This is a genomic window from Leifsonia sp. AG29, from assembly GCF_009765225.1.
Lineage (GTDB): Bacteria > Actinomycetota > Actinomycetes > Actinomycetales > Microbacteriaceae > Leifsonia.
Map to the genome: position 1 here is coordinate 2,949,645 of NZ_VMSF01000001.1, position 25,600 is coordinate 2,975,244.

General features: G+C 69.5%; 24 protein-coding genes and 1 riboswitch. Of the genes, 13 read left to right on the plus strand and 11 right to left on the minus strand.

All coding sequences use genetic code 11. The features are described from left to right. Positions 1–2: 2 nt before the first annotated feature. The 3 genes from FPT20_RS14295 to FPT20_RS14305 all read right to left on the minus strand — a co-directional run bounded on the left by FPT20_RS14295 (position 3) and on the right by FPT20_RS14305 (position 2,821). Positions 3–794, minus strand: coding sequence for an enoyl-CoA hydratase/isomerase family protein (locus FPT20_RS14295; protein WP_158866393.1), 792 nt, complete (start codon positions 792–794; stop codon positions 3–5). 62 nt (positions 795–856) lie between these two features. Further along, positions 857–1,564 carry a FadR/GntR family transcriptional regulator gene (locus FPT20_RS14300; protein ID WP_158866395.1) on the minus strand — a complete coding sequence of 236 codons (708 nt, stop codon included), beginning with the start codon at positions 1,562–1,564 and terminating at the stop codon, positions 857–859. A 15-nt stretch (positions 1,565–1,579) separates the two neighbouring features. Then, on the minus strand, positions 1,580–2,821 hold the full coding sequence (locus FPT20_RS14305) for a CaiB/BaiF CoA transferase family protein (RefSeq protein ID WP_158866398.1): 1,242 nt from the start codon (positions 2,819–2,821) through the stop codon (positions 1,580–1,582). An 80-nt stretch (positions 2,822–2,901) separates the two neighbouring features. Between FPT20_RS14305 and FPT20_RS14310 the strand changes: the two genes are divergently transcribed. Further along, entirely contained in the window at positions 2,902–5,145 is a 2,244-nt protein-coding gene (locus FPT20_RS14310; RefSeq protein WP_158866401.1) for a hypothetical protein, read from the plus strand. A 111-nt stretch (positions 5,146–5,256) separates the two neighbouring features. On the opposite strand, the gene FPT20_RS14315 is transcribed toward FPT20_RS14310, so the two are convergent. Then, on the minus strand, positions 5,257–5,448 hold the full coding sequence (locus FPT20_RS14315) for an ABC transporter permease subunit (protein WP_158866404.1): 192 nt from the start codon (positions 5,446–5,448) through the stop codon (positions 5,257–5,259). 86 nt (positions 5,449–5,534) lie between these two features. On the opposite strand from FPT20_RS14315, the gene FPT20_RS14320 reads away from it, so the two are divergent. The 3 genes from FPT20_RS14320 to FPT20_RS14325 all read left to right on the plus strand — a co-directional run bounded on the left by FPT20_RS14320 (position 5,535) and on the right by FPT20_RS14325 (position 8,739). After that, positions 5,535–6,407 (plus strand): EamA family transporter, encoded by an 873-nt coding sequence (locus FPT20_RS14320; RefSeq protein ID WP_158866406.1) that lies wholly within the window; start codon positions 5,535–5,537, stop codon positions 6,405–6,407. 102 nt (positions 6,408–6,509) lie between these two features. Further along, a riboswitch (guanidine-III (ykkC-III) riboswitch) is annotated at positions 6,510–6,573 on the plus strand. A gap of 23 nt (positions 6,574–6,596) precedes the next feature. Further along, positions 6,597–6,851, plus strand: coding sequence for a CBU_0592 family membrane protein (locus tag FPT20_RS18255; RefSeq protein WP_442786509.1), 255 nt, complete (start codon positions 6,597–6,599; stop codon positions 6,849–6,851). Between the two features lie 151 nt (positions 6,852–7,002). Beyond that, a complete protein-coding gene (locus FPT20_RS14325; RefSeq protein WP_158866409.1) occupies positions 7,003–8,739 on the plus strand; it encodes a glycoside hydrolase family 13 protein in 1,737 nt (578 codons plus the stop codon). An 80-nt stretch (positions 8,740–8,819) separates the two neighbouring features. Here FPT20_RS14325 and FPT20_RS14330 read toward each other — a convergent pair whose 3' ends face one another. After that, the gene (locus tag FPT20_RS14330; RefSeq protein ID WP_158866411.1) at positions 8,820–9,020 is read right to left on the minus strand and encodes a hypothetical protein; all 201 of its coding nucleotides are present in this window, start codon (positions 9,018–9,020) and stop codon (positions 8,820–8,822) included. A gap of 106 nt (positions 9,021–9,126) precedes the next feature. Beyond that, on the minus strand, positions 9,127–10,563 hold the full coding sequence (locus tag FPT20_RS14335; protein WP_233265660.1) for a protein kinase domain-containing protein: 1,437 nt from the start codon (positions 10,561–10,563) through the stop codon (positions 9,127–9,129). Between the two features lie 220 nt (positions 10,564–10,783). Here FPT20_RS14335 and FPT20_RS14340 point away from each other — a divergent pair, with 220 nt between their 5' ends. Next, entirely contained in the window at positions 10,784–11,908 is a 1,125-nt protein-coding gene (locus FPT20_RS14340) for a hypothetical protein (protein ID WP_158866417.1), read from the plus strand. An 18-nt stretch (positions 11,909–11,926) separates the two neighbouring features. Here FPT20_RS14340 and FPT20_RS14345 read toward each other — a convergent pair whose 3' ends face one another. Together FPT20_RS14345 and FPT20_RS14350 are read right to left on the minus strand one after the other, a co-directional pair. Then, on the minus strand, positions 11,927–13,450 hold the full coding sequence (locus FPT20_RS14345) for a glyceraldehyde-3-phosphate dehydrogenase (RefSeq protein WP_267902726.1): 1,524 nt from the start codon (positions 13,448–13,450) through the stop codon (positions 11,927–11,929). A 125-nt stretch (positions 13,451–13,575) separates the two neighbouring features. Then, a complete protein-coding gene (locus FPT20_RS14350; protein ID WP_158866420.1) occupies positions 13,576–14,205 on the minus strand; it encodes a septum formation family protein in 630 nt (209 codons plus the stop codon). Between the two features lie 62 nt (positions 14,206–14,267). Here FPT20_RS14350 and FPT20_RS14355 point away from each other — a divergent pair, with 62 nt between their 5' ends. Next, on the plus strand, positions 14,268–15,434 hold the full coding sequence (locus FPT20_RS14355; protein ID WP_158866423.1) for an AI-2E family transporter: 1,167 nt from the start codon (positions 14,268–14,270) through the stop codon (positions 15,432–15,434). 27 nt (positions 15,435–15,461) lie between these two features. Here the strand turns inward: FPT20_RS14355 and FPT20_RS14360 are convergent, their stop codons facing one another. Continuing rightward, entirely contained in the window at positions 15,462–15,944 is a 483-nt protein-coding gene (locus tag FPT20_RS14360; RefSeq protein ID WP_233265541.1) for a hypothetical protein, read from the minus strand. A 112-nt stretch (positions 15,945–16,056) separates the two neighbouring features. After that, positions 16,057–16,200, minus strand: coding sequence for a hypothetical protein (locus FPT20_RS14365; protein ID WP_158866426.1), 144 nt, complete (start codon positions 16,198–16,200; stop codon positions 16,057–16,059). Between the two features lie 165 nt (positions 16,201–16,365). Between FPT20_RS14365 and FPT20_RS14370 the strand changes: the two genes are divergently transcribed. The 4 genes from FPT20_RS14370 to FPT20_RS14385 all read left to right on the plus strand — a co-directional run bounded on the left by FPT20_RS14370 (position 16,366) and on the right by FPT20_RS14385 (position 20,079). Beyond that, a complete protein-coding gene (locus FPT20_RS14370) occupies positions 16,366–17,295 on the plus strand; it encodes a S1C family serine protease (RefSeq protein ID WP_158868227.1) in 930 nt (309 codons plus the stop codon). Positions 17,296–17,396: 101 nt separating this feature from the next. Continuing rightward, positions 17,397–18,143, plus strand: a complete 747-nt coding sequence (locus FPT20_RS14375) for a 3-hydroxybutyrate dehydrogenase (protein ID WP_158866428.1) — start codon at positions 17,397–17,399, stop codon at positions 18,141–18,143. Further along, complete coding sequence (locus tag FPT20_RS14380; protein ID WP_233265542.1) at positions 18,140–19,027, plus strand: alpha/beta hydrolase; 888 nt, start codon at positions 18,140–18,142, stop codon at positions 19,025–19,027. The genes FPT20_RS14375 and FPT20_RS14380 overlap by 4 nt, the downstream gene beginning before the upstream one ends. Beyond that, on the plus strand, positions 19,024–20,079 hold the full coding sequence (locus FPT20_RS14385) for an alpha/beta hydrolase (RefSeq protein WP_158866434.1): 1,056 nt from the start codon (positions 19,024–19,026) through the stop codon (positions 20,077–20,079). Before FPT20_RS14380 ends, FPT20_RS14385 begins: the two co-directional genes overlap by 4 nt. 164 nt (positions 20,080–20,243) lie before the next feature. Here FPT20_RS14385 and FPT20_RS14390 read toward each other — a convergent pair whose 3' ends face one another. Continuing rightward, positions 20,244–20,849 carry a TetR/AcrR family transcriptional regulator gene (locus FPT20_RS14390; RefSeq protein WP_158866437.1) on the minus strand — a complete coding sequence of 202 codons (606 nt, stop codon included), beginning with the start codon at positions 20,847–20,849 and terminating at the stop codon, positions 20,244–20,246. Positions 20,850–20,956: 107 nt separating this feature from the next. Here FPT20_RS14390 and FPT20_RS14395 point away from each other — a divergent pair, with 107 nt between their 5' ends. The 3 genes from FPT20_RS14395 to argG all read left to right on the plus strand — a co-directional run bounded on the left by FPT20_RS14395 (position 20,957) and on the right by argG (position 25,594). After that, entirely contained in the window at positions 20,957–21,991 is a 1,035-nt protein-coding gene (locus tag FPT20_RS14395; RefSeq protein ID WP_158866440.1) for an agmatine deiminase family protein, read from the plus strand. Further along, entirely contained in the window at positions 21,988–23,703 is a 1,716-nt protein-coding gene (locus FPT20_RS14400; protein ID WP_158866443.1) for an amidase, read from the plus strand. The genes FPT20_RS14395 and FPT20_RS14400 overlap by 4 nt, the downstream gene beginning before the upstream one ends. Before the next feature lie 454 nt (positions 23,704–24,157). Then, positions 24,158–25,594, plus strand: coding sequence for an argininosuccinate synthase (argG, locus tag FPT20_RS14405; RefSeq protein WP_158866446.1), 1,437 nt, complete (start codon positions 24,158–24,160; stop codon positions 25,592–25,594). Positions 25,595–25,600 lie beyond the last annotated feature (6 nt).

Sequence of the window (25,600 nt, forward strand, 5' to 3'; positions counted from 1 at the left end):
CATCATCGGCCCCTGAATTCCGGCTTGCGCTTCTCCGCGAACGCGCGCTGCCCTTCCGCTGCGTCCTCAGTCATCATGATGTACGAGAACGAGTCGTTCTCGGCGAGGAGGGCGGCCTCCATCGGCATGTTCTCCGCCATGCGGACCATGTACTTGGTGCGCTCGATCGCGATGGGCGAGAGCTCTGCGATGTGGGCGGCCAGTGACATCGCCCGTTCGACGACCTCCTCCGGCGGAAGCACCTCCTGGACCAATCGCACCCGCAGCGCCTCGTCCGCATCGATCGGCTCGCCGGTGAGGAGGAGCTTCAGCGCGTCCCCGGCCCCGATCAGCCTGGCCAGGAACTGCGTCTGACCCGAGCCGCCGTGCCAGCCCCAGCGGATCTCCCCCGCGGAGAAGGTCGCGGTCGTCGACGCGATCCGGATGTCCGACGCGCACGCCATCTCCAGGCCGCCGCCGTAGGCGTACCCGATGACCGCCGCGATCACAGGTTTGCGGATCTGCCAGACCGCCCGCGCATAATCCCGACGGCGGTCGAAGCGGTTCCGGTACTCCCAGTTGGAGCCGTACTCGTCGAGGTCGTTGATGTCGCTCCCGGCGGAGAAGGCGCGGTCGCCTTCACCGCGGAGGACCACCGCTCTGAGCGATGCATCGTTGTTGATCTCGTAGACCAGCTCGTTCATCTGCCTGTCCATATCGACCGTCATCGCGTTGAGCTTGGTCGGTCGGTCGATGACAAGAGATGCGGACGACCCGTGTCGTTCGAGGCGGATGCGGCCCGGGAGGACGTTCATGAGGCTCCTTTGCGTTCGTCTTATTATATGACAAAAGCGAAAGGCGTCAACGAGCCCGACTCTCAGGTGGGGCGCGCGCCCAGGATTTCCCGCACGTCGTTTGCCGCGCGGTCCATCATCGACTGCATCAAAGTGCCCGCCTTGTCGGCATCCTGTCGCTCGATGGCATGGAAGACCGCCCAGTGGCTCTCCATGAACGAATCGTCCCCCGGGTCGCCGTGCAGCAAGGCGTCACGCGACCGCAACGCGGGCTCCAGGATCACCTCGAACCGCTGCAGGAGCTCATTCCCCGCCGCAGTGAGGACGCCGCGGTGGAAGTCCAGGTCGGCTTGGATGAAAGCGGCATGGTCGGCATGCCCGTCGTGCTCCATGCCCATGAGTGCGAGCCGGAGCGTCTCGAGCTGCGCCGGGGTGTGTCGCTGGGCCGCCATCCTGGCCGCAAACGGCTCCAGGATCTGGCGCACTTCACCGAGCTCCAACAGGAGCAGAGGATCCACCTCGCGCCGGGTCCGCCAGGACATCACGTCGGCGTCGAGTAGTTGCCAGCGCGATCGTTCGGTGATGAAAGTGCCCGTCCGTGGGCGGGCATCCACGAGACCCTTCGCCGCCAAGACCTTGATCGCCTCCCGCACCACCGTGCGTGACACGCCGAATTCGTGGAGGACCGCGTCGGGATCGAGGACATCCCCCGGTCGGAGCGCTCCCTCGAGGATGCGCGAGCCGAGTGCATCGACGACCTGCCCGTGGATTCCCCGCCCGTATGTCACCATGCACTGATCATATGATCACACCGTCTGCGACAGCGGGAGGCGTTCGGTCGTGGTCACCGCCCCGGTTGCGATCAGAGCGTCGATCGTCGCGGGGTCGACGCCGGCCTCCTTGAGCACGTCCAGGGAATCGGCACCCAGCCTCGGCGCCCCGCGCCGGATGCCGACCGCCGACTCGGACAGCTTGATCGGAGGCCGGAGGGTCACGACCGGCGCGCCTGTCCAGCTTCCCGACTGATGGACGAACGCCCCAGTCTCGCGCAGATGCACGTCGCCCGGGAGGTCCTCGTAGTCGTAGACCGGTCCGGCCCACACACCATGCTCGTCCGCCAGCGCAACCCATTCGGACGTCGTCCGTCCCTCGAAGAGGTGCCTGATGTGAGCGAAGACCTCGTCACGGCGTTCGTGCCCGTCGTTGTACGCCGTGAGCGTGCGGAGCCAGTCGTCGTCCAGCATCTCGCCGAGCGCCGGCAGCGGGGACATCGCGAGGGTGAGCCAGCCGTCACTCGTTCGGTAGACGCCGTAGGGGGCGGGAATGGCCGCGTGAGCGGAGCTTTCCGCTGACCGCTGGGGGCGGAAGCCAGTATTCAGGAAGGTGACAAGCTCCTGGAGCTGGGCGTCCAGCACGACCGAGTACATATCCACCTCGACATGCTGACCGCGCCCGGTGACGCTACGGGCGTGAAGGGCGGCCAGGATGCCGATCGCCGCCTGGTAGCCGGTCATGACATCAGCGGCCCAGAGAGCGCCCGGCACCGGCGCATCATCCTCAGCACCCACCGAGAACATCGATCCGGAGTACCCCTGGAGGACCAGATCCTGTCCGGGACGGTCGGCATACGGGCCTTCGCTGCCGTAGCCCGAGATGGAGCAGTAGACCAGGCCCGGGTTCAGCGAAGAGAGCCGTTCGTAATCCAGCCCGAGACGGGTGGCCGTCCCCCGGCGGAAGTTCTGGATGAGGACGTCGGCGCCACGCACCAGTTCGTCGAACGCGCTTCTCGCCCGCTCGTCCTTGAGGTTGATCGCAAGAGAACGCTTGTTTCTGTTGACGGCGACGAAGGTCGACATCTCGCCGTCCACCAACTGGTCGCCGAATCCGTGCGTCCTATTGAACTCGCCCGTTCCCGGGCTCTCCACTTTGATGACATCCGCGCCGAGGTCACCGAGCCGGGTCGCCGCCAGGGGCCCGGCCAGCATTTGGGTTGCGTCGAGCACTCGTAGTCCAGCAAGGGCGCCAGTGCTCTCGACGGGGAGGGTCATGCGAAATCCAATCATCAGTGGTGCCGGTGTTCCATTATTACTATAATACTCACAGCCTGCAATCGGTTCGAAGGAGAGAGATGGGCGTTCGCATTATCAGCCGGGAGGACGGAGTCACCGTCGTCGGCGAGAACTACGAGTGGCGGCTGGACGAGGACGACGCCGCGTTCCGGCTCCGGGATGCGCGCGGCCGGCTGGTCGCACACGCTAGCGCTCAGCCCTCCGTCCAGGTCGTCGTCGCTGGCAGCGGCGAGACGCGCGAGTTCCCCGGGGTCCTCTCGGACGTGGCCGCGGACACGGCGGCCTCAACCGTTACGCTCCGCTTCACGGAGGTGAACGGGGACGCCGCCACCACCGTCACGTGGGAATTCGGCGAGACTTGGCTGCGCCTCGCGCCGGTCCGGTATTCGGCCGGTTCGCAGACTCACGTCGAGACGATGACCCTGTTCGCCCGCTGGGAGGACCACCAGGCCCTGCCCGGTCTGCACAGTCAGTTCTTCCTGCACCCCGGCTCGACCGAGTCTTCCATCCTGGCCCCGGTCATCCCCGCGAAAGTCCGGCTCAGCATCACCTCGACGATCGGGCGCGGAAGCACGGACGAGCCCGCGTACGTCCAACAGCAGTGGGCTCTGCCGCTGTACTTCTGGGGCGGCTGGAGCATCGACGGCTGGTCCAACACCCGCAGCGCCCTCACCACCGGGAAGTCGGACGTCTTCGTGATGGGCCTGGAGGAGATCCCGACCGGCGACCAGCACATCCGGTATTTCGACGAGTACGCCAGCCCGTTCCTCCGCGTGTTCGGCTCCAGCTGGAAGACCTACGAGACGGGTGAGGAGGAACTGACCCTCGGCACCGGGTGGATCTGGGCGTTCGGACCGGACATCCGCTCGGCGATCGCTGCGTACTACGAACTCCTCCAGAAGCGCGGCATCGTGCGGCCGCGGGTCGACTCCCCGCGCAAGGCCCTGCGCGCGACCATGTCGCAGTTCAACACCTGGGGCGCGCAGACCGCGAACGACTGGGCGGCCAGCGATCTCACGCAGGAGGCGCTGGAGCGCATCTACGACGACCTCGTCGCCAGCGGCCTCGACGCCGAGATGTTCGTGATCGACGACCGGTGGGAGGCCGCGTACGGCCGGCTGGAACACGACGCCGACCGGTTCCCCGAGTTCGAGGCCTTCCTCGACCGGGTGCGCGCCGACGGGCGCGCGATCGGAATGTGGGCGGCCTTCATCCGGTGCCAGGACCCCGAGAGCCTGGGCTTGACGGTGGAGGACGTCCTGCGCGACCCGGACGGCAATCCCGTCACCCGTGCGCTCTTCGACCAGAGCTACTACCTGTTCGACGTCTCCCGGCCCCACGTGGCCGAGCGGCTCGCAGAAACCGCGCGCCGGTTCATGCGCCGCTACCGGCCGGATCTCATCAAGTTCGACTTCGGGTACGAGCTCCCCTCGATGCGCCACGCCGCGCCCGCTCGACGCGAATGGGGCGGGGAGCGGATCCTCCTTGAATCCCTGCGGGTGATCGTCGGGGCGATGAGGGAGGTCGACCCCGACGTGGTGGTGATGTACTACAACCTCTCCCCCCTCCTCGCGGAATTCGTCGATCAGCACTCGACCGACGACCTGTACCTGAACGCCGGCGAATACGCCGAGGAGGTGAACCGCAGGGTGTTCTTCAGCTCACTCCTGTCACCGCTCGGCGTTCCCACCTACGGCTCCGGCGGTTACGACTGGACAGCGGTGCGCGACATCTGGTTCGACACCGTGGCCTCCGGGCCGCTCGGATCCCTCAACAGCTTCAACGGCGACCAGAGCGACACGCTGCCGAGCCGGGTCGACATCGCACGGCAGAGAGGCCTCCGCCAGCTGACCCGCCGCACGACGCGCCCGGCACAGATCGAGGTGCTCGAAGCGCGGACGCACGGAGGATCGCTGACGGCGCACGCGCGGTCTTGGCTGAGGCGCGAAGAGGGCGGGCTGACCGTCGCAGCCCTGCGCTGCAGCGTCGAGGAGGGCGTCATCGCGCCGGCCGAGGCAGCCGATGAGGTGCGCACCACGTGCGACACCGTCATCGCCTCCCGGGACGACGAACCGATCCACCGCGCGCGCTCGCTGGGCGCGGTCGCCGCCGGCAGCGGCGACCTGCGCTTCCGGACCGTCCACCGGGGAGCGCCGTCCGTGGTCGCCGTGGTAGCGGGCAGGGAGGAGCCGGTCACGCCGACCCGGCACGGTGACTGGGTGGAGATCCCCGTGACCAACTACATCGGCTCCGAACCCGTCGAGTGGTATCGGATCGAGTTCGCACCAACGGAGACCGCTTGAGGGATGCCCGGTCGAGATCGTGGAGCCCGGCTTTCGCCCCCAGGAGCCGGGCTCCACTTCGCGGGCGGACCTCTGCGACGCGCTCCGCACGCGCCGATGAAGACAGGATCGTCACACGAGGACACCGTTACGCACCAGCGGAATCGTCACAGAGAAGAACGACCTGATGGGACCGGCTCCATCCACCTGAGCAGCCTCCCCGACCTCGCGCGGAACCGCGAGATAGAACGGGCGCAGAAGCAACACCGCGTACGGGAGGGTGGCCGCCGCCATCGACAATGCCACTCCGACCAGGGTTCCCATCAGGCCCACCGCGGACAGCAGGCTGCAAGGCCGGGCGAGGTCGCGCCCAACGTGCGTGTAATTTGATAATATAGTAGTAATATACCGTGGTTGGATTCTTCGCTGCGATCGACGCGCTCTTCGTCGCGCTGAGCAGCTTTAGTGCAGGCATGGCAGGCCGCGCGCGGCCGGTCACGCAGGTTCTCGTCATCTCGTCTCTCGCGAGCCTGACACTGGTTGTCACGGCAGCGTTCGCATGTCCAGGCAAGATGAGCCAATCCGGGCTGCTGTCGGGGTTTATCGCCGGCATCGTGGGCGGCGTAGGCCTCATCCTCTCTTATCGCGGCCTGGCGATCGGGCCCGTCGGAGCGGTGACGGCCGGCAGTCAGTGCACGAGCACCATCATGGTCACCCTGGCGGGAGCAATCGTTCACCACGGCATCAGCCCACTCCGCATTGCGGCACTCGCGGCATCTCTCGCAGCGATCGTGCTCGTCTGCCGCGAGCCGCAAACCGGTGCTGGTAGCACTCCGCCGTCACGTAGGGGAGCGGGACCCGTGTACGGCGTGCTGGCCGGTTTCGCCTTCGGATTCTTCATCATCACCATCGGACTGGCCCCGAGCGGCGCGGGACTCTGGCCGGTCGCCGCCGCGCGTTTCGGAGTGATGCTGCCCATCATCGCGCTTGTCGCGGTCGTTAGCTTCAGGCGATCCGCACGGATGCGGGCTGAGGTGCCGACTCCGGCCCGGAGGACCTCGTTTACAGCGGCCGTCCTGGCCGGCTTGACCGACGGAGGAGCGAATATCTTCCTCACGCTCGCTCTCGCCACAGGAGACCTCGTGCTCGTGGCCCTCATGGGCGCACTCGCCCCAGCGATCACAGCCCTGCTGGGCCGGTTACTTCTGGGTGAGCGGTTGACGAGGATGCAATTCGCCGGGTTGAGCGCCGCGGTCCTCGGCGGAGGAGCAGCCATCTTCTAGGAGATAGCAACGAGGCGCTGACTATCTCTCACACCGCGAACCAACAAACGCGTTACGCATGCGGCCTTCTTCACTCAATGAGCGATCTGTCGTAGAGTTCGCGAAGGGACTCTCTGAGAAATCCTCCGGACGAGACGCGCCGTACCCGGCCTGACGACGACGCATCTGGAGAATTCAGTGAGCATTCTTGTGCAGGTTGCCGGTTCATCGCTTGTCCTGGCCGCTTTCGTCCTGTCTCAACTCAGATTTCTGAAGCCCGAGTCTCGGCTTTTCTTGGGCCTGAACGCGTTGGGCTCGACCATTCTGGGAATCGATGCAGCGGTAGAGCATCAATGGGGCTTCCTCATCCTCGAAGGCGTTTGGGCCATGGTGTCGGTTGTCGGACTCGTCAGAGCCGTGCGGGAGGACCACCCCTCGGACAGGAGCTGCAATCAGCTTCGATAGCGTCACCACCTCAAAAGCAATTGCCGGCCCTCAGAGAAACGCGCGAGCGATCGACGGCCGATCGGAGGCTACCGGTCAAGGACTGCTCCGGGCCCAGCGCCCTCGTTTGCAGGTAGCCATGTCAAGCAGAAGTCCGATATATTCCTATAATATGGATAATGAGCCCACCTCGACTGGCACCCGCCACGCGCTCGCGTGGTGGCGCAGCGGGACGATCTACCAGATTTACCCTCACAGCTTCGCGGATAGCGACAGCGATGGCCTGGGGGATCTCCGTGGGATCATTCAGCACGTCGATCATCTTGCGTGGCTTGGCGTGGACGCGGTCTGGCTGAGCCCGATCTACCCATCGCCGCAACATGACAACGGCTACGATGTCGCGGACTACCGTGACATCGACCCGCGGTTCGGCACCCTCGATGACCTGGACGACCTCATCGCCCGGCTGCATGACGCGGATATCCGGCTGGTCCTCGACCTGGTCGTGAACCACACCTCGAGCGAACATCCGTGGTTCCTCGATTCATCCTCCTCCCGGCGAAGCGACAGGAGGGACTGGTACATCTGGCGGGATCCTCGGCCCGGCTTCGTGGGAGGCGAGCCCGGCGCCGAGCCGACCAACTGGGGCTCGTATTTCGGCGGTTCCGCCTGGAAGTGGGACGCGCGGACAGGCCAGTACTACCTCCACCTCTTCGCCGAGCAGCAACCAGACCTGAACTGGGAGAACCCCGCGGTCCGGGAGGCCGTCCACGACATGATGAAGTGGTGGCTGGACCGGGGCGTGGATGGATTCCGGATGGACGTGATCAACCTGATCTCCAAGCCGGCCGAGTACAGCGATGGCCGGGCTACCAAGCTGGAAGGGTGGGCGGATCCCAGTCCCTTCGTCACTCATGGACCGCACCTGGAGACGTTCCTCGCCGAGATGCACGCGGAGGTCTTCGCGGACCGCACGCCGGACCTCGTCAGGATCGGCGAGACTCCCGGCGTGACGATCGAGCAGGCCCAGCGGCTCACGCGTTCGCGGGAGGCCGGACTGGACATGGTGTTCGCCTTCGAGCACGTCGAAGTTGATCGCGAGCACGGTGACTGGCTGGCCCCGCTCCCCCTGCACATCCCGTCTCTCCGGCGAGTGATGCAGCGGTGGCAGACCGGCTTGGGCAGCGTCGGCTGGAACAGCCTGTACGCGAACAACCACGATCAACCGCGCATGGTGTCCCGCTTCGGGGATCCTTCCCCCGAGAACTGGGCAGCCTCCGCGAAGGCGGTCGCGTTGGCGTTCTACCTCCAGCAGGGCACCATGTCGATGTACCAAGGGGAGGAGATCGGAATGATCGGCGCCACCCTGGACGGGCCCGAGGATCTTCGCGATATCAGCTCGCGGAACTACTTCGCCTCGGCGGTGGCAGCCGGCCGTCTCCCGGACGACGTGCTCGCGGCCCTCCGGATCACAGCCCGCGACAACGCTCGAACCCCCATGCATTGGACGGGCGGGCTTGACCGCGGCTTCGGCTCGGCGTCGCCGTGGATGAGGTTCGCCGAGTACCCCGCCGGCGTGAGTGTCGAGCGGCAGAAGGACGACCCTGCATCGATCCTCTACTTTTATCGGCAGCTGATTGCCGCACGACACCGAGTAAACGCCCTGGCGGAGGGCTCCACGCGATTCCTCGACACTGGGGACTCGCCCGTCATCGCCTACGAGCGCGTCACCGAGACGGAAAGGTTCGTCGTCGTGGCGAATCTCAGCGCATCGGCGCAGGCATGGCCCGACGAGCTCGCCGATGCCGGCCTGACTGCCGACCGCCCGCGGATTCTCTCGTCCCGGGAGGCCTCCCACGATGCGTTGGCACCATGGGAGGCGCTCCTCATCGACGCGACCGGCGTCTGATCCGATTCAGTCCGGATTGACGGCCCACATGGCTTACACATGGACGAGTGTCGCTGAATTCGAGAAGTGTCACGTGACCCTCACGCCCCCAGCAGCACCAGCACGTGGTAGACGACGTAGACCGGCCAGACGATCGCTTCGAGCAGCCCGAGGATGACGCCCCAGAACGAGCCGTCCGATCTCGAGACGAAGTAGATCGCGGCTCCGATGTAGCACAGGAGGAAGAAGAAGCCCGAGGGGGCCGCTCGCTGGATCACCTGGGTCCTGCTGGTCTCCGCCATGTCGCCCTCCTCCGCCGATGGAGCCTCCATCATCGCGCCATCGCCGGCGCGCGGCCAGGGCCGGCCGATCAACGAGCTCGAGGCGCCGCTGACAGACGCCTCCCCGTCACGCCTGCAGCGGGATCTCCCGCTGCAGGAGCGCCGCCGGCACGGGGGTCGGGATGCTCCCGGTGCTGTCCCCCGCCTTGCGCATGCCTTCGCGGCGGAGCTCGAGCTGGGCGACGATGATCGCGGCGAGGTCCTCCAGGTTCGCGATGTCGGACGGCGAAGCCGTTCCCGGCTCGAAGCCGAGCACCGAGAGGGTGCCGATGGTCTGCCCGTCCGCGCGTTTCAGGGGCACCCCCACGTAGAAGCGCACCGCGAGGGGACCCTCGACCAGCGGGCTGCCCTGGGCCCGCGGGTCGGTGCGCGCATCCTCGACGATCACAGGCTCTTGCTGCGGCACGGTCGCCTTCGACAGGTCGACTTCTCGGGCGATGCGCGCGACGTCGGCCCCGTAGTGGGACGTGAACCACGTTCGGTCGTGGTCGACGACGCTGACGATCGAGATCGGCGCTGAGAGCATCCGGGCCGCCATGGCCGTGGCGCGGTACAGGGCCTCGGTCGGGAGGGTGTCGAGCGCATTCGGCGCGGCGGTGTCGAACGCCGGTCGGCCGCCGACCGGGAAGAGGGTTCCCGACTCCTTGTGACGGCCGCTCTCAGCGATGACGATCTGCTTCAGCGCTGAGACGAGGTCGCGCGCGTCCGGCCGCACGGCCGGATCCCGGCTGGTCATCGCGCCGAGGAGCTCGCGCCAGCGGGTCGGCAGCTCGTCCGGGATCCGCGGATCGCGGGCCAGGCGCGCGACCGCCGACTCCACCATCGATCCGGGGAACTCCTTCTTCAGGGTGAAGCATTCGAGGAGCACGAGCCCGAGCGAGTACACGTCCGTGGCGGTCGTGACCGTGGCGCCGCCGGCCTGCTCGGGACTCAGGTAGGCCGCCGTCCCGGTGGTCTGACCTTCCGCTGTCATCCGCTCGATGTCGTCGAACAGGGCGATGCCGAAGTCGGTCAGCTTCGCACGCGCACGCGACGAGCCGTTGCCGTAGTCGACGAGCAGGACGTTCGAGGGCTTGATGTCGCGGTGGATGACGCGGCGCGCGTGCACGTAATCGAGCACCTCGGCCATGTCGTAACCGATCTCGGCGATGTGCCGGGCCGAGATGGGCGCTTCGAACAGCCGGGTCTGCAGGTCGCTGCCGTGGACGAACGGCATCACGATGAAGCGTCGGGTCCGGCCGCCGGCGTCGCGAGCGACCCCGGCATCGATCATGGGCACCAGACCGTGGTGGTCGAGACCGGCGAGGACCCGGAGCTCGCCCTCCTGGTGACCCGCGTCGCCGACGGCCGCGTGATAGAGCTTGACGGCCACAGGGCGCCCGAGCGTCTCGTCGTACGCCCGGTAGACGGTCGCCATCCCGCCGCGCCCGACGACGGAATCGAACCGGTATCGCTCTGCGAACACCTGGGAGACGACATCGTCGTCAGCGGCGGCGGCGGCCATAGTCACCTATCTCTCTCCGGCCAGTGTCGCCGAACAGCACCGAATCTCCAAGCGGACGATAGGGGGGTTGACCAGGGGGTCTGCGAGGTGCAAGGCCCGGTCGGCAGCACCCGGATCGAACGCGGGCGACCTTACCCTCCCCATCCGTGCCCCTCCCCGTCTACCCTGTGCACGTCAACGCCGACATGCGACGCCGGCGCTCGGAGGATCGGAGCGCACCATGGGATGGAGAATCAAGAACCTGACGACCACGACGGCCGGCGCGCCGCACGCGGTCTACCAGCCGACGGCGTGGCTGTTCGCGCAGTTCACGCGCCACGTCGTCTTCCAGGGCTACACCTCGACGACGGGAGGCGACGGCCAGCTCTACGAGCTCTACTGCAGCGACAGCGACAGCTGGGAGGTGAAGAATCTCGTCTCCGAGGCGGGAGGGGCCCGGGCTGCGACCAACGCGAACGGCTACATCTGGGCCCACCAGGGCTCGCAGCACGTCGTCTACCAGGGCGAGCGGTTCGACGGCCACGTGCACGAGCTCTGGTACACCGAGGACGACGGCTGGAACTCGAACGACCTCACGCACGCGGCGAGCGCACCGCTGACGCTGTCCCAGCCCTACGGGTACGAGACGTACTTCGACGGTCACCAGCGGGTCGTCTATCAGGCCCGCGGCGGCGGGCATGTCCACGAGCTGAGCAATGCGGGCAACGGGTGGCACGACCTCGACCTGACCGCCGCCACCGGCGCCCCGCCGTGCGCGCCCGATGCCGCGCCGACCGGGTACTCGTTCGAAGGGCAGCGCACGGCGCATGTGCTCACGCGCACCGAGCTCGGTCACGTCATCGACTTCTGGGCCGACGCCTCCGGCTGGCACTGGGACGACCTCACGGCCATCACCCGAGCGCCGATCGCGGGCGACTCCGAGACGATCAACGGCTACGTCTTCCGCGGGGAGGGGACCCAGCACGTGAACTACGTGGGAGGCGACGGGCACGTCCACGAGCTCTGGTGGCGCGCGTCCGACGGGTGGCACCACAACGACCTGACGACCGCTGGGGGCGCCGTGCCCGCATACGTGACCTCCAGCCCCGCCGGGTATGCGTTCGAGGCCGGGCTGTTCCAGCCGGTCGCCACGCAGCACGTCCTCTTCACCGGGACCGACGAGCTCGTCCACGAGCTCTGGTACAGCCAGGGGCAGTGGCACGTCAACGACATCGGCAGCCGGCTCGGCGCACCCCGCATCGTCGGCCATCCGGTCGCCTTCGTCGAGGTCGACCAGGGCAGTCAGAACGTCTTCTACCTGAGCGACGCGCACGAGATCATCGAGCTGCGCTGGACGGTGAGCTGAGGAGGCGCTCCTCCCGGATCAGCCGGCCGCCACGGGTTCGAGCGTGACTGCCGGTCGCGCCGGCACGCGCACCGGGTGCACGCCCGCCATCCGCTCCAGTACGCGGACGACCTGGCAGGAGTAGCCGTACTCGTTGTCGTACCAGACGTACAGCACGAGGCCCACACCGTCGGCGATGGTCGCGAGGCCGTCGACGATGCCCGCCCGGTGGGAGCCCACGAAGTCGGACGACACGACCTCCGGCGACTCGACATAGTCGATCTGCTGGCGCAGGTTCGAGTGCAGCGAGACGCGGCGCAGGAAGTCGTTGACCTCCTCCTTGGTCGCCGGGCGCTCCAGGGTGAGGTTGAGGATCGCGAGCGACACGTCAGGAGTGGGGACGCGGATGCTCGAGCCGGTGAGCCTTCCGGCGAGCTGCGGGAGGGCCTTCGCGACCGCCTTCGCCGCACCGGTCTCCGTGATGACCATGTTGAGCACGGCGGACCGCCCGCGCCGGTCGCCCTTGTGGAAGTTGTCCGTCAGGTTCTGGTCGTTGGTGAACGAGTGGACCGTCTCGACGTGCCCCCGCACGATCCCGTAGGCCTCGTCGACCGCCTTCAGCACGGGCGTTATCGCATTCGTCGTGCACGACGCCGCCGAGAGGATGCGGTCCTCCTCCCCGATCGTGCCGTCATTGATCCCGTGGACGATGTTCTTCAGCGGGGTCTTCCCCGGCGCCGTGAGGAGCACGCGGGCGACGCCGGGGCTCGCGAGGTGCTGGGAGAGACCCGCTTCGTCACGCCACCGCCCGGTGTTGTCCACGACGATCGCGTCGTGGATCCCGTAGGCCGTGTAGTCGGTGTTCGCGGGGTCGTCGGAGTAGATCACCTGGATGCGGGTGCCGTTCGCGATGAGCACGTCGTTCTCGGCGTCGACGGTGATCGACCCGGCGAACGGACCGTGCACCGAGTCGCGCGCCAGGAGGCTCGCACGCTTCGCGAGGTCGTTGTCCGAGCCCCGGCGCACCACGATCGCGCGCAGCCGGAGGCCGTGGCCGTTGCCCGCATGGCTGATGAGGATGCGGGCGAGCAGCCGCCCGATGCGCCCGAACCCGTAGAGGACGACGTCGGTCGCCTCCCCGGCCGTGGGACCGGCCGCGACCTTGTCCAGTTCTGCGCGGAGCGCCTCCACGGTGATCTCGGCGCCCTCGCCGAGCGTCATCGCGAGACGGGCGACGTCGATGGACGCCGGCCCCGGCCGGACAGCCAGCAGGCCGCGCAGCACGGCGGAGGTCTGCTCGAGGGTCAGCTCGTCGTGCCCGAGTTCGCGCGCCCGGTCGTGGACGGAGATGATGCCCGTCGTCGACAGGTTGATCAGGCGGTGCCCGTGGATGGACGGCACAACGCCGAACTCGCGGTAGAGGCGCCCGATCAGCGGAATCAGCTGCTCGGCCCGCTCCTCCCGCTCGACCCAGGAGGCGCGGTGCGCCTCGAACGTCGGCGCGGCGGCCCCGACTCCCCCTTCCCGATCCCGTTCCGCGATGTCCACACCGGTGTCGAGCACTGTCTCCGCCTTGCCTGTTGCAGCCGTCAAAGGTCCGGCTTCAAGCTTTCCGGAGGTTCCCGAGACCTTCCGACCAGAACAGGGTGAAAGAACCGCGATTCTTGCTGATCCGTGAAGGGGAGGCGCTAGCCGGCCACCGCGCTCCCGGTGAGCTCGTGACGCGAGAACGTATAGACGAAGCAGTAGTACGACCGCGAACCGCTCGCCCACTGGTCGCTCGTGTCGGGGTAGCGGAGGTCGACCTGGACGTCTTCGTTCCAGACTGCGACCCAGTGCCAGTTCAGATGCGGCTCGCACAGGTCGCTGACCTGGGTATCGAGCGACGGGGTGCCGGGGAAGGAGGCGCCGGCCGGCTGCGGGAGCTGCCCGCGCCACAGCACCTGGGCGATGTGCGACGACGCGCAGTCGACCACCGGGTAGGCGTCGGCCGTCTTCGACGGGTAGACCTGGAGGCAGTCACCCGCCTGGAGCGTGTCGACGGGCTGCGCCGGACCCGTGACCACGGGTGTCGGAGTCGGCCGCGGAGGGAGCCCCAGACGGGGAGCCGCGTACACGTCGGGCGTGTGCGTCGGAAGACCCGCATCCGCCGCGCCGGTGGTCGCCGGAGCCGCCACCCCGGCCTTCCCGCCCGGCCCACCTGCGGCGAGCGCCAGCACGGCCACGAGCACAAACACCACGGCGACGGTCACACCGACGAGCACGCCCCATCCCCGCCGGGAGAGCCCCTCGGGTGTCCCTCGTGTCTCGTCGTCCATCCGAAGCAAAGGTACTACGCACGTGGCGTATGCTCGGGCGACCGATCGTCAGGGAGCTCAGCATGGTCTCGTTCGTCCGCCCTCGCCCGGACTCCGGGTCGACCGCGCCGTCCACGTCGTCCGTCCCGAGGGGGGTGCGGACGGCCTCCGAGTGGTCGTGGAGGCTGCTCGCGATCGTCGCGCTGGCGGCGGTCGTCATCTACCTCGTGGGGGTCTTCCGCGAGATCGTGATCCCGGTGCTGGTCGCCATGCTGGTGACCGCGCTCCTCCAGCCGACGGTCGCCTCCCTCGTGCGACGTCACTGGCCCAAGTGGCTGGCGATCCTCGTGAGCCTCGTCGCCTTCGCGGCGGTCATCGCCGGTCTCGTGCTGCTCGTCGTGTGGCAGGTGCGCGCGGGCCTCCCTCAGCTCGAGCACGAATCCGTGGCCGCATACAACAGGGCTCGAGACGCCCTGCGGCAGCCCCCGTGGAACGTCAGCGACAAGGAGTTCGCCGGCTACGTGAAGAGCGGGGGCGCGCTCCTCCAGAAGGACAGCGGCGCGATCATCGGCGGCGCGGTGGCCGTCGGCTCGACCACGGGCCGGATCCTGACCGGTGGGCTGATCGCCGTGTTCGCCACGATCTTCATGCTCATCGACGGCGGCGGCATCTGGCGCTGGATCACTCGGCTGTTCCCGCGGAGCGGCCGCCCGGCGATCCAGGCGGGAGGCGAGGCCGGCTGGCGCACGCTGACGAGCTTCGTGCGCGTGCAGATCCTCGTCGCCCTGGTCAACGGCGTCGGCATCGGGCTCGTCGCCTTCTTCCTGGGGCTGCCGCTCGCGATCCCGATCGGCGTGATCGTGCTGCTCTTCTCCTTCATCCCCGTCATCGGCGCGATCGTGTCGGGCATCATCGCGGTGGCGATCGCGCTGGTGTTCGCCGGTCCGGTCCAGGCGATCATCATGCTGGGGGGCGTGCTGCTGGTCCACCTCCTCGAGGCCCACGTCATGCAGCCCCTGCTCGTGGGAGGCGCCGTGAAGGTGCACCCGCTGGCGGTCGTCGTCGGCGTGGCCGCGGGAACCGGCCTTGCTGGCGTTCCCGGAGCGCTCTTCGCCGTGCCGCTCATCGCGGTCGGGAACGCCATGGTCAGCGCCATGCTCACCGTCGTCCACGGGAGCCCGCCCGCCGATGCGCCGGTCGGGCAGCCGGCGCTGGTGGGCGATCCGGGAGGAGCGACCGGCGCCTCCTGAGTGGAGCCCGGGGCGCTTGTTCGCCGTTCAGCGGGAGGCAGGACTCGTCTCGCGCGGCCGGTAGAGGATCTGCCTCGTGCCGTCTGCGGACTGGACGAAGCAGAGCCGCCCTGGAACCGCTGAGACGAGCGCACCCGAACCCGACAGGTAGGCGCGGTGCAGTGCCGATTGGAGGGTCGTCAGCTCGTCCTCCAGGAGGCCGTCCTTGACGAGCACGCACGCCTCGGGCGCGCCCAGCCGGCGCATCGCCTCCAGCGCGAAGCGCTCTCCTCGCGCGGTCACGTCCACTCGGCGCCCCGCCGCGAGCGGCAGCGGTTCGGCCAGCCGGGCGCGGAAGCGACGGCGCCCCGACACCGTGCCGCGCCACACGAGGAGGCTGACCCACGCCTCCCGCTCGACGAACCCGTGCACGAACGCCTCGGCGTGCCGCTCGATGATCTCGGCGTCGGGCAGCGGCCCGTGCCCTTGATGGATGGTGTGCGAAGCGGCGGCCCGATCCGCTAACGACATGATGACGACCTTCCCGTGCGGGCCCCCGCCGCGCGGAAGGCCCCTCCACCATTCATTCGGCGCGGGGAGCCGATCGGATGCACGGGAGCCGGTCGGATCGAGGACAGTCCCGTCAGTCGTACCCGAGGATGACGACGTCCTCGTCGGCGCGGGAGCCGCCGAGCATGACGGACTCCCACCCTGGCGTGCGACCCTCCAGGAGATGGGGTCGCGGCGCGGTCCAGAGGTCTGCGTCGACGGTGGCGCTCGGGGTCATGCTGAGGATCGTAGGCGGGCCGCAAGGGGCCGGGAATGTACATGACGTCCACGTGCGCCGCGCAGGAGGACGCCGTGTACAACGACCGGAGCCGGCACCTTCCGCCCTCGGCGAACCGGCACCCTCGGTGCGCTCACCCAGAGTCACACTGTCCGCGTGAACGACATGCATGACCTGGATGACAGGGAAGCGCTAGACGCCTACTCGGCCGCCGTCGTGCGGGTGGCGGAGACGGTTCTCCCGTCGGTGGCGGCCGTATCGGTGCGGACCCGGTCCGGCGGGGGCGCCGGGAGCGCGTCCGTGATCACCGAGGAGGGGCACCTCCTGACGAGCGCGCACGTGGTCGTGGGCGCGACCTCCGTCGAGCTGGCCTTCGCCGACGGTACCTCCGTCGGCGCCGATGTCGCCGGGACGGACACCCTCTCCGACCTGGCCGTCCTGCGGGCCCGCGGAGGGACACCTCCCCCGCTCCGGCTCGGCGACGCGGCGCGCCTCAAGGTCGGGCAGCTCGTCGTCGCGCTGGGCAACCCGCTCGGACTCGCCGGCAGCGTGACCGCCGGCATCGTGTCGGCGCTCGGCCGCTCACTGCCCACCGCCTCCGGGCGCGTGATCGACGAGGTCATCCAGACCGACGCGGCGCTCAACCCCGGCAACAGCGGCGGGGTGCTCGCCGACAGCGCGGGCCGCATGGTCGGCGTCAACACCGCCGTGGCCGGCATCGGACTGGGGCTCGCCGTCCCGATCAACTCGAGCACCCTCGAGATCGTCGAAGCTCTCAAGACCTCGGGGCGCGTGCGCCGGGCGTGGCTCGGCGTGGCCGGCACGAAGGTGAGGCTGAGCCCCGAGGCGGCGGCGAAGGTCGGTGCACCGATGGGCATCCGGATCGCGTCGGTCGTCGCGGGGAGCCCGGCCGCCGAGGCGGGCGCACGCGCGGGCGACATCGTCGTCTCGCTCGATGGCGTCGCGGTCTCGGACACGACCGGGCTGCAACGCCTCATGGTCGAGCGGGCGATCGGGAGGCGCATGGAGCTCACGCTCTGGCGGAACGGCGCCCTCGTCGACGTCGTCGTCCTCCCCCAGGAGCTCGTCGGCTGAGCCTGCGCCGCGCGCTGCGGACGCGCCTCCCCTTCCGCGACTCCCGCGCCCGGGCATAGAGTGCGGCCGAGGCCGGGCGCTCCGGCGGGGATGGAGTGACGGTGGCGGATCTCACGGGGCGTACGGCGCTCATCACCGGCGGGGCCAGCGGGATCGGGCTCGCGTGCGCGGAGGCTTTCGCGGCCGCGGGGGCGGAAGTCACGATCGCGGACGTCAACGGCGATACCGCCGCGGCGGTCGCGGAACGGCTGGGCGGGAAGCACTGGACCGTCGACCTTTCACAGACGCGCGAACTCGCCGACCTCAGCCTGAGCACCGACATCCTCGTGAATAACGCGGGCATCCAGCACGTCCGTCCGATCCTGGAGTTCGAGCCGGAGACCTTCGCCCTCATGCTGCGGATCATGGTGGAGGCGCCGTTCCTCCTGATCCGCGCCTCCCTGCCCGGCATGTACGAGCGCGGGTTCGGGCGCGTGATCAACATCTCGAGCGTCCACGGGCTGCGCGCCTCCGAGTTCAAGTCGGCCTACGTGACCGCCAAGCACGCGCTGGAGGGGTTGTCCAAGACGACGGCGCTCGAGGGAGGCCCGCACGGGGTCACCTCCAACTGCATCAACCCCGGCTACGTCCGCACCCCGCTGGTCGAGAAGCAGATCGCCGATCAGGCGAAGGCGCACGGGATCCCCGAGGAGGACGTGGTCGAGAAGGTCATGCTGACCGAGTCCGCGATCAAGCGGCTGGTGGAGCCGGCCGAGGTCGCGAGCCTCGCGGTCTGGCTCGCCGGCGACACCGCCGGCATGGTGAACGGCGCGAGCTACACCATGGACGGCGGATGGAGCGCCCGGTGACCGGTATCGGCGAGACGCCCTTCTCAGTGGAGGTGCGCGGCGGCCGCCTCGCGGGCGCGACCTGGAACGACGACGCCGAGGGGCTGCCGCTCCTGGCGGTCCACGGCATCACGGCGAACCACGTCTCGTGGCAGCTCGCCGCCTCCGCCCTGCCCGGCACCCGCGTGATCGCGCCCGACCTGCGCGGTCGCGGGCGCAGCGCCGGCCTGCCCGGTCCGTTCACGCTCGATGACCACGCCGACGACCTGGCCCGGCTGCTCGACGGGCTCGGCGTGGAGCGTGCCGCGGTGGCCGGCCACTCGATGGGAGCCTTCGTCGTGGTGCGCCTGGCCGAACGCCACCCCGACCGCGTCGAGAGCCTCGTCCTCATCGACGGAGGCCTCCCCATCGCACCGCCGGAGGGCATCGCACCGGAGGACCTGCCGGCGGTCGTCCTCGGGCCGGCCCTCCAACGTCTCAGCATGCGCTTCGAGTCGCGCGAGCAATACGAGGAGTTCTGGAAGCGCCACCCCGCGATCGGCCCGTGGTGGAACGCCGCCTTCCGCGACTACGTCGACTACGACCTCGTCGGCGAGGAGCCCGAGCTGCGGTCGAGCGTCGACCCGGAAGCGGTCTCGGTGAACGCGCTCGAACTGGACGGCAGCGCCGGATACGGCGAGGCGCTCGCCGGGCTGACCCTCCCGATCGACTTCGTTCGGGCGCCGCGCGGACTGCTCGACGGACCGCCGGTTTACGAGCCCGGCGTGGCGGAGGAGTGGAAGAAGCGCTTGCCGCAGCTGCGCCTCCACGAGGCCCGCGACGTCAACCACTACACGATCCTCATGACGGAGGCCGGACTCCGTCAGCTCGTCCCGATCCTCGACCCGAAGGAGAAGCACGGATGACCGGAACACTGCTCGAGGGCATCGTCGCCCGCACCGTCCGCACGCCGCGTTATGCGGCCAACGTGCTGGAGCGCTCCGACGCGCGTGAGGAGGCGGAGCGGACCGTCGTGTTCGTGCACGGCAACGTCTCGTCGTCGCTGTACTGGCAGCCGATGATGCTGTCACTCCCCGACTCGGTGCGCGCCGTAGCCGTCGACCTGCGCGGGTTCGGCGACAGCGAGACCGTGCCTGTCGATGCGAGGCGAGGCGTGCGCGACTTCTCCGACGATGTCGCCGCCGTGATGGATGAGCTCCGCCTCGGCCCGTCCCACATCGTCGGGTGGAGTCTCGGTGGCGGGGTCGTGATGCAGCTCCTCCTCGACCGGCCCGACCTCGTCGCCAGCCTGACGCTCGTCTCCACCGTGTCGCCGTACGGGTTCGGCGGCACCGCCGCCGACGGGTCGCTCCTCAACCCGGACGCGTCCGGCACGGGTGGAGGCGGCGCCAACCCGGACTTCGTCGCCCGCCTCGCCGCGGGCGACACGACCGAGGAGTCGCCGACCTCGCCGCGGGCGGTCTACCGCTCCTCCTACGTGGCGCCCGGGTTCGTGTCGGAGCACGAGGACCTGTGGATCGAATCGATGCTCTCGACGACGACCGGCCCGGACAACTACCCGGGCGACGCCTCCGCCTCCGACTTCTGGCCCGGCTTCGCGCCCGGAGATCGCGGAGTGCTTAACACGCTCGCGCCGACGCACTTCGACACCTCAGGGATCGCCGACATCCCGGCGAAGCCGCCGATCCTGTGGGTCCGCGGCGACGTCGACGCGATCGTCGGCGACGCCTCCTTCTACGACCTCAACCAGCTGGGCGCGGCCGGCGTGATCCCCGGCTGGCCCGGCGAGGAGGAGGCGCCCCCGCAGCCGATGCTCGCGCAGATCCGCTCCGTGCTCGAGCGCTACGCGGCGGGCGGAGGGACCACCCGCGAGGTCGTGTTCGGGAACTGCGGGCATTCCGCCCCGATCGAGAAGCCCGACGAGTTCACGGCGGAGTTGCTCGCCTGGATCAGCTGAGGGCATCCGCGAGCGCGTCGGCGGCGTGCTCCACACTTATCCACACACTCGCCACCCGTTGCGCAGCTGAACCGTCATCAATGGCCCCCTCGCGATCTCCGAGCGGAGCTGAGGGGGCCGTTAGCGACCGTTCAATCGTTCAACGGTGGGGGGCGGGGTGCGGGTCACGCGAGCGCCCCCGACCGCAGTCCGAGGAGGCCCTCCACCGCCCGAGCGAGGACCGGGCCGCGCTCCCCTCCCGCTCCCCAGCGGACGAGCGCCTGCGCGTTGAGGCCGTCGATCATGCCGAGGAGCTGCCAGGCCGTCTGGGCGGGGTCGTCGACGGCGAACCTCCCGCCGGCGGCGCCTTCTTCGACGATTGCGAGGATCAGTGCCTGCCAGGCATCCATCTGGTCTCGGACCGCTTGGGCGAGCGCCTCGTTCCGGCGGCCGAGCGCCCACGCCTCGACCCAGACCAGCGTCACGTCGTCGCGCGTGCCGTCGAGAAGGGTGCGGAGCAGCGCGGCGATCCGCTCCTCCGCGTCGGCGAGCCCCGCCAGCAGCCTGCGCAGGTCGGCGAGCTCGGCGGCGACGACGGCCGTGAAGGCGGACGCGACGAGCTGGTCCATCGCGGGGTGGTAGTGCGCGACGAGGGCCGGGGTGACGCCCGCGCGGGTGGCGACGCCGCGCAGGGTGACGGCCGCGAGACCCTCGGCGAGCGCGAGGTCGCGGGCGGCGGCGGCCAGTTCGGCGCGGCGCTCCTCGGGCGGGCGGCGGGGTGCTCTTGACATCGTCCGCCCAGTATAGGTAGCGTCGCCTCCAGTTATTGATCGTTTGATCAACACAACGCGTGAGCACGCACGGCCCCGCACCGCACCGACGCATCCGGAGGACACCGATGACCTGGCGCATGCCCTCAGAGACCGCACCGCATGAGCGCACCTGGATGGCGTTCCCCCGCGCCGGCCTCACCCTCGGCGACGACGCGGCTTCCGCCGAGGAGGCCTACGCCGCCTGGACGGCCGTCGCCCACGCGGTCGCCGAGTTCGAGCCGGTCACCATGGTCGTCGACCCGAGCGAGCGCGACCGCGCGAGTCGCATGCTCGGCGGCGAGATCGAGCAGGTGGAGGCGCCGCTCGACGAATTCTGGATGCGCGACTTCGGCCCCACCTTCGTCGTCGACGACGAGCGCCCGGGCGTCCTCGGTGCGGTCGACTGGGTGTTCAACGGCTGGGGCGACCCGGAGTGGGCCGAGTGGCAGAAGTCGGCGGAGCTCGCGCGCTTCGTCGCCGAGCGCACCGGCGCGGAGCTCGTGAGCTCGCTGCTCGTCAACGAGGGAGGCGGCATCCACGTCGACGGCGAGGGCACCGTGCTGCTCACCGAGACCGTGCAGCTCGATCCGCGGCGCAACCGCTACGCCGACAAGGCGCGGGTGGAGGCGGAGCTCGCCCGCACGATCGGCGCCACCCACGCCGTGTGGCTGCCCCGCGGCCTGACCCGCGACTACGACGACTTCGGCACGAACGGCCACGTCGACATCGTGGCGACCATCCCCTCCCCGGGCCGCCTGCTGCTGCACACGCAGCGCGACCCCGAGCACCCGGATCACGCCGTGTCGCGCGAGCTGAAGGCGTTCCTCCAGGACACGACCGACGCCGCCGGCCGCTCGTGGGACATCGTCGAGCTCCCCGCCCCGGCCACCCTGCGCGACGAGGAGGGCTTCGTCGACTGGAGCTATGTCAACCACCTCGTGGTGAACGACGGGGTCGTGGCGTGCGGCTTCGGCGAGGAGCGCGCGGACGCGGAGGCGACCGAGATCCTCGAGGCCGCCTACCCGGGCCGCCGGGTCGTCATGGTCGACTCGCGGCCGATCTTCGCCCGCGGCGGCGGCATCCACTGCATCACCCAACAGCAGCCGGCGGTGGCGCGATGACCGGGCCGGAGGGACGCTTCGACGTCGTCGAGAAGAGCATCGCCGAGCTGCGTCAGGCGCTCGAGAGCGGCGAGACGACAGCGGTCGCGCTGGTGGAGGCGTACCTCGCGCGCATCGACGCCTACGACGCGGCCGGTCCTCGGCTCAACGCGGTCGTCGTGCGCAACCCGAATGCGCACGAGGAGGCGCGGGCCTCCGACGAGCGCCGTGCTCGCGGCGAGACGCTCGGGCCGCTCGACGGCATCCCCTACACCGCCAAGGACAGTTACCTGGCGCGGGGTCTCACCGCCGCCGCGGGGTCGCCGGCCTTCGAGCACCTCGTCGCCCAGCGCGACGCCTTCACGATCGAGCGGCTCCGGGCCGGCGGAGCGATCCTGCTCGGCCTGACCAACATGCCGCCCATGGCCAACGGGGGCATGCAGCGCGGCGTCTACGGGAGAGCCGAGTCGCCGTACAACGGCGACTACCTGACGGCGGCGTTCGGCTCCGGCTCCTCCAACGGGTCCGGCACGGCGACGTCTGCGAGCTTCGCGGCTTTCGGCCTCGGGGAGGAGACCTGGTCGTCGGGGCGGGCCCCCGCCTCCAACAACGCCCTATGCGCCTACACCCCCTCGCGCGGTGTCATCTCGGTGCGCGGGAACTGGCCGCTTGTCCCCACCATGGACGTCGTGGTCCCGCACACGCGGACCATGGCCGACCTCCTGGAGGTGCTCGACGTCATCGTCGCCGACGACGCCGAGACCCGCGGCGACTTCTGGCGCGCGCAGCCGTGGATCGAGCTGCCGCGGTCGTCGGAGGTGCGTCCCGACTCGTACCCTCGCTTGGCGGTCGAGGGCTCCCTGGCCGGGAAGCGGTTCGGGATCCCCCGCATGTACATCAACGCCGACCCGGAGGCGGGAACCGCCGAGAACCCGGGCATCGGCGGCCCGACGGGCAGGCGTATCGAGACGCGCGCCTCCGTGGTCGAGCTCTGGGAGGCGGCACGCCGCGACCTGGAGGCGGCGGGCGCGACGGTCGTCGAGGTCGACTTCCCCGTCGTGTCGAACTACGAGGGCGACCGCCCGGGAGCGCCGACCATCGCCACCCGCGGTCTCGTGTCGCCGGAGTACCTCCGGCGAGAGATCGTCGACCTGTCGGCGTGGGCGTGGGACGACTTCCTCGCGGCCAACGGCGACCCCTCCCTGTCGACCCTGGCCGACGTGGACGGCTCGCGCATCTTCCCGCACCCCGAGGGCGCCCTGCCCGACCGCTACGACGGCTTCGACGACGACATCGCCGAGTACCCCGAGTGGGTGCGCGCCCACGCCGGAACCCGGTTCACCGACATCCCGCACCTCGAGGAGGGGCTCCGCGGGCTGGAGGAGACCCGTCGCGTCGACCTCGAGCAGTGGATGGACGGCTTGGGCCTCGACGCCGTGCTGTTCCCGGCGGTCGCGGACGTGGCGCCGGCCGACATGGACGTGAACCCGGCCTCGGCGGACCTCGGCTGGCGCAACGGCGTCTGGGTCGCGAACGGCAACCTCGTGCCGCGGCACCTGGGGATCCCGACCGTGACCGTTCCGATGGGGACGATGCCCGACACCGCGATGCCGGTCGGGCTGACGTTCGCGGGCCGCGCCTACGACGACTCGGCGCTGCTCGCCCTCGCCGCCGCCTTCGAGGCCACGGGTCGCCGCCGCAGTGAGCCGCCGCGCACCCCGCGCCTCCCCTGACCGCGCCCACATTCGTGCCGAATGTGGCCCCCGCGGCCGCCATCCCCCACATTCGTGCCGAATCTGATTCCCGCCTCCCCCGCTCCCACCCCACCCCGCGCCCACATTCGTGCCGAATGCGGCCCCCGCGGCCACCATTCCCCACATTCGTGCCGAATCTGTTTCCCGCCTCCCCCGCTCCCACCCCACCCCGCGCCCACATTCGTGCCGAATGTGGCCCCCGGGGCCGCCATCCCCCACATTCGTGCCGAATCTGTTTCCCGCCTCCCCCGCTCCCACCCCACCCCGCGCCCACATTCGTGCCGAATGTGGCCCCCGCGGCCGCCATCCCCCACATTCGGCACGAATCTGTCGACCGCCCCCCGCTCCCACCCCACCCCGCGCCCACATTCGGCACGAATGCGTCCAGCACCCCCGCGAGGGACACACCGCCCGGGCCGATAAACTGGAGGGCGTGTCCAAGGTCTTGAGCAGTCTGCCCGTCGGTGAGCGAGTCGGCATCGCGTTCTCGGGGGGTCTCGACACCTCGTGCGCGGTCGCCTGGATGCGTGAGAAGGGCGCCGTGCCCTGCACCTACACCGCCGACATCGGGCAGTACGACGAGCCCGACATCGACAGCGTGCCCGGCCGGGCCAAGGAGTACGGCGCCGAGATCGCCCGCCTGGTCGACGCGAAGAGCGCGCTGGTCGAGGAGGGGCTCATCGCCCTCCAGTGCGGCGCCTTCCACATCCGCTCCGGCGGCAAGACGTACTTCAACACGACCCCGCTCGGCCGCGCGGTCACCGGCATCATGCTGGTGCGGGCGATGATGGAGGACGGCGTCGAGATCTGGGGCGACGGCTCCACCTACAAGGGCAACGACATCGAGCGGTTCTACCGCTACGGCCTCATCGCCAACCCGCGGCTGCGCATCTACAAGCCGTGGCTCGACTCGGCGTTCGTGGAGGAGCTCGGCGGCCGCACCGAGATGAGCGAGTGGCTCGTCGCGCGCGGCTTCCCGTACCGCGACCCGAGCGAGAAGGCGTACTCGACCGACGCGAACATCTGGGGCGCCACCCACGAGGCGAAGCGCCTGGAGGAGCTGGACGCGGGCCTCGACATCGTCGACCCGATCATGGGCGTCGCCGCCTGGCGCGAGGACGTCGAGGTCGTGCCCGAGACGGTCTCGGTGTGCTTCGAGGCGGGCCGCCCCGTTGCGCTCAACGGCACCGAGTTCGACGACGCCGTGGCACTCGTGCTCGAGGCCAACGCGATCGGCGGCCGCCACGGGCTGGGCGCGTCCGACCAGATCGAGAACCGGATCATCGAGGCGAAGAGCCGCGGCATCTACGAGGCCCCCGGCATGGCGCTCCTCCACATCGCCTACGAGCGGTTGCTCAACGCCATCCACAACGAGGACACCGTCGCCAACTACCACAACGAGGGCCGGCGCCTCGGCCGCCTCATGTACGAGGGCCGCTGGCTCGACCCGCAGTCGCTCATGCTGCGCGAGTCGCTGCAGCGCTGGGTCGGCTCGGCGATCACGGGCGAGGTGACCCTCCGTCTGCGCCGCGGCGACGACTACACGATCCTCGAAACGACGGGCCCCGCGCTCAGCTACCACCCGGACAAGCTCTCGATGGAGCGCGTCGGCAACGCGGCCTTCGGCCCGTCCGACCGCATCGGCCAGCTGACGATGCGCAACCTCGACATCGCGGACTCGCGGTCGCGGCTCGAGCAGTACGCCGCCGCCGGGCTCATCGGCGGCCCGACCGGCGCTCTGGTCGGGGAGCTCGAAGAGGGCAGTGCCCGCGCTATCCTCGACCTCGACGTATCCCCTCAGGACGACGTGCTGTCCCGCGAGATCGACGCCTCGAGCGAAGGCGCCGCCTTCGACTCGGGCACCGACTGAGGCGAG

Bases quoted from the DNA above. Each gene is read 5' to 3' on its own strand.
- FPT20_RS14350 (WP_158866420.1), bottom strand. From the start codon at position 14,205: ATGGACGACGAGACACGAGGGACACCCGAGGGGCTCTCCCGGCGGGGA.
- FPT20_RS14295 (WP_158866393.1), bottom strand. From the start codon at position 794: ATGAACGTCCTCCCGGGCCGCATCCGCCTCGAACGACACGGGTCGTCC.
- FPT20_RS14385 (WP_158866434.1), top strand. From the start codon at position 19,024: ATGACCGGAACACTGCTCGAGGGCATCGTCGCCCGCACCGTCCGCACG.
- FPT20_RS14325 (WP_158866409.1), top strand. From the start codon at position 7,003: ATGGATAATGAGCCCACCTCGACTGGCACCCGCCACGCGCTCGCGTGG.
- FPT20_RS14400 (WP_158866443.1), top strand. From the start codon at position 21,988: ATGACCGGGCCGGAGGGACGCTTCGACGTCGTCGAGAAGAGCATCGCC.
- FPT20_RS14305 (WP_158866398.1), bottom strand. From the start codon at position 2,821: ATGACCCTCCCCGTCGAGAGCACTGGCGCCCTTGCTGGACTACGAGTG.
- FPT20_RS14340 (WP_158866417.1), top strand. From the start codon at position 10,784: ATGGGATGGAGAATCAAGAACCTGACGACCACGACGGCCGGCGCGCCG.
- FPT20_RS14365 (WP_158866426.1), bottom strand. From the start codon at position 16,200: ATGACCCCGAGCGCCACCGTCGACGCAGACCTCTGGACCGCGCCGCGA.
- FPT20_RS14315 (WP_158866404.1), bottom strand. From the start codon at position 5,448: ATGGGAACCCTGGTCGGAGTGGCATTGTCGATGGCGGCGGCCACCCTC.
- FPT20_RS14360 (WP_233265541.1), bottom strand. From the start codon at position 15,944: ATGTCGTTAGCGGATCGGGCCGCCGCTTCGCACACCATCCATCAAGGG.
- FPT20_RS14310 (WP_158866401.1), top strand. From the start codon at position 2,902: ATGGGCGTTCGCATTATCAGCCGGGAGGACGGAGTCACCGTCGTCGGC.
- FPT20_RS14390 (WP_158866437.1), bottom strand. From the start codon at position 20,849: ATGTCAAGAGCACCCCGCCGCCCGCCCGAGGAGCGCCGCGCCGAACTG.
- FPT20_RS14330 (WP_158866411.1), bottom strand. From the start codon at position 9,020: ATGGCGGAGACCAGCAGGACCCAGGTGATCCAGCGAGCGGCCCCCTCG.
- FPT20_RS14335 (WP_233265660.1), bottom strand. From the start codon at position 10,563: ATGGCCGCCGCCGCCGCTGACGACGATGTCGTCTCCCAGGTGTTCGCA.
- FPT20_RS14300 (WP_158866395.1), bottom strand. From the start codon at position 1,564: ATGGTGACATACGGGCGGGGAATCCACGGGCAGGTCGTCGATGCACTC.
- FPT20_RS14370 (WP_158868227.1), top strand. From the start codon at position 16,366: ATGCATGACCTGGATGACAGGGAAGCGCTAGACGCCTACTCGGCCGCC.
- FPT20_RS14355 (WP_158866423.1), top strand. From the start codon at position 14,268: ATGGTCTCGTTCGTCCGCCCTCGCCCGGACTCCGGGTCGACCGCGCCG.
- FPT20_RS14395 (WP_158866440.1), top strand. From the start codon at position 20,957: ATGACCTGGCGCATGCCCTCAGAGACCGCACCGCATGAGCGCACCTGG.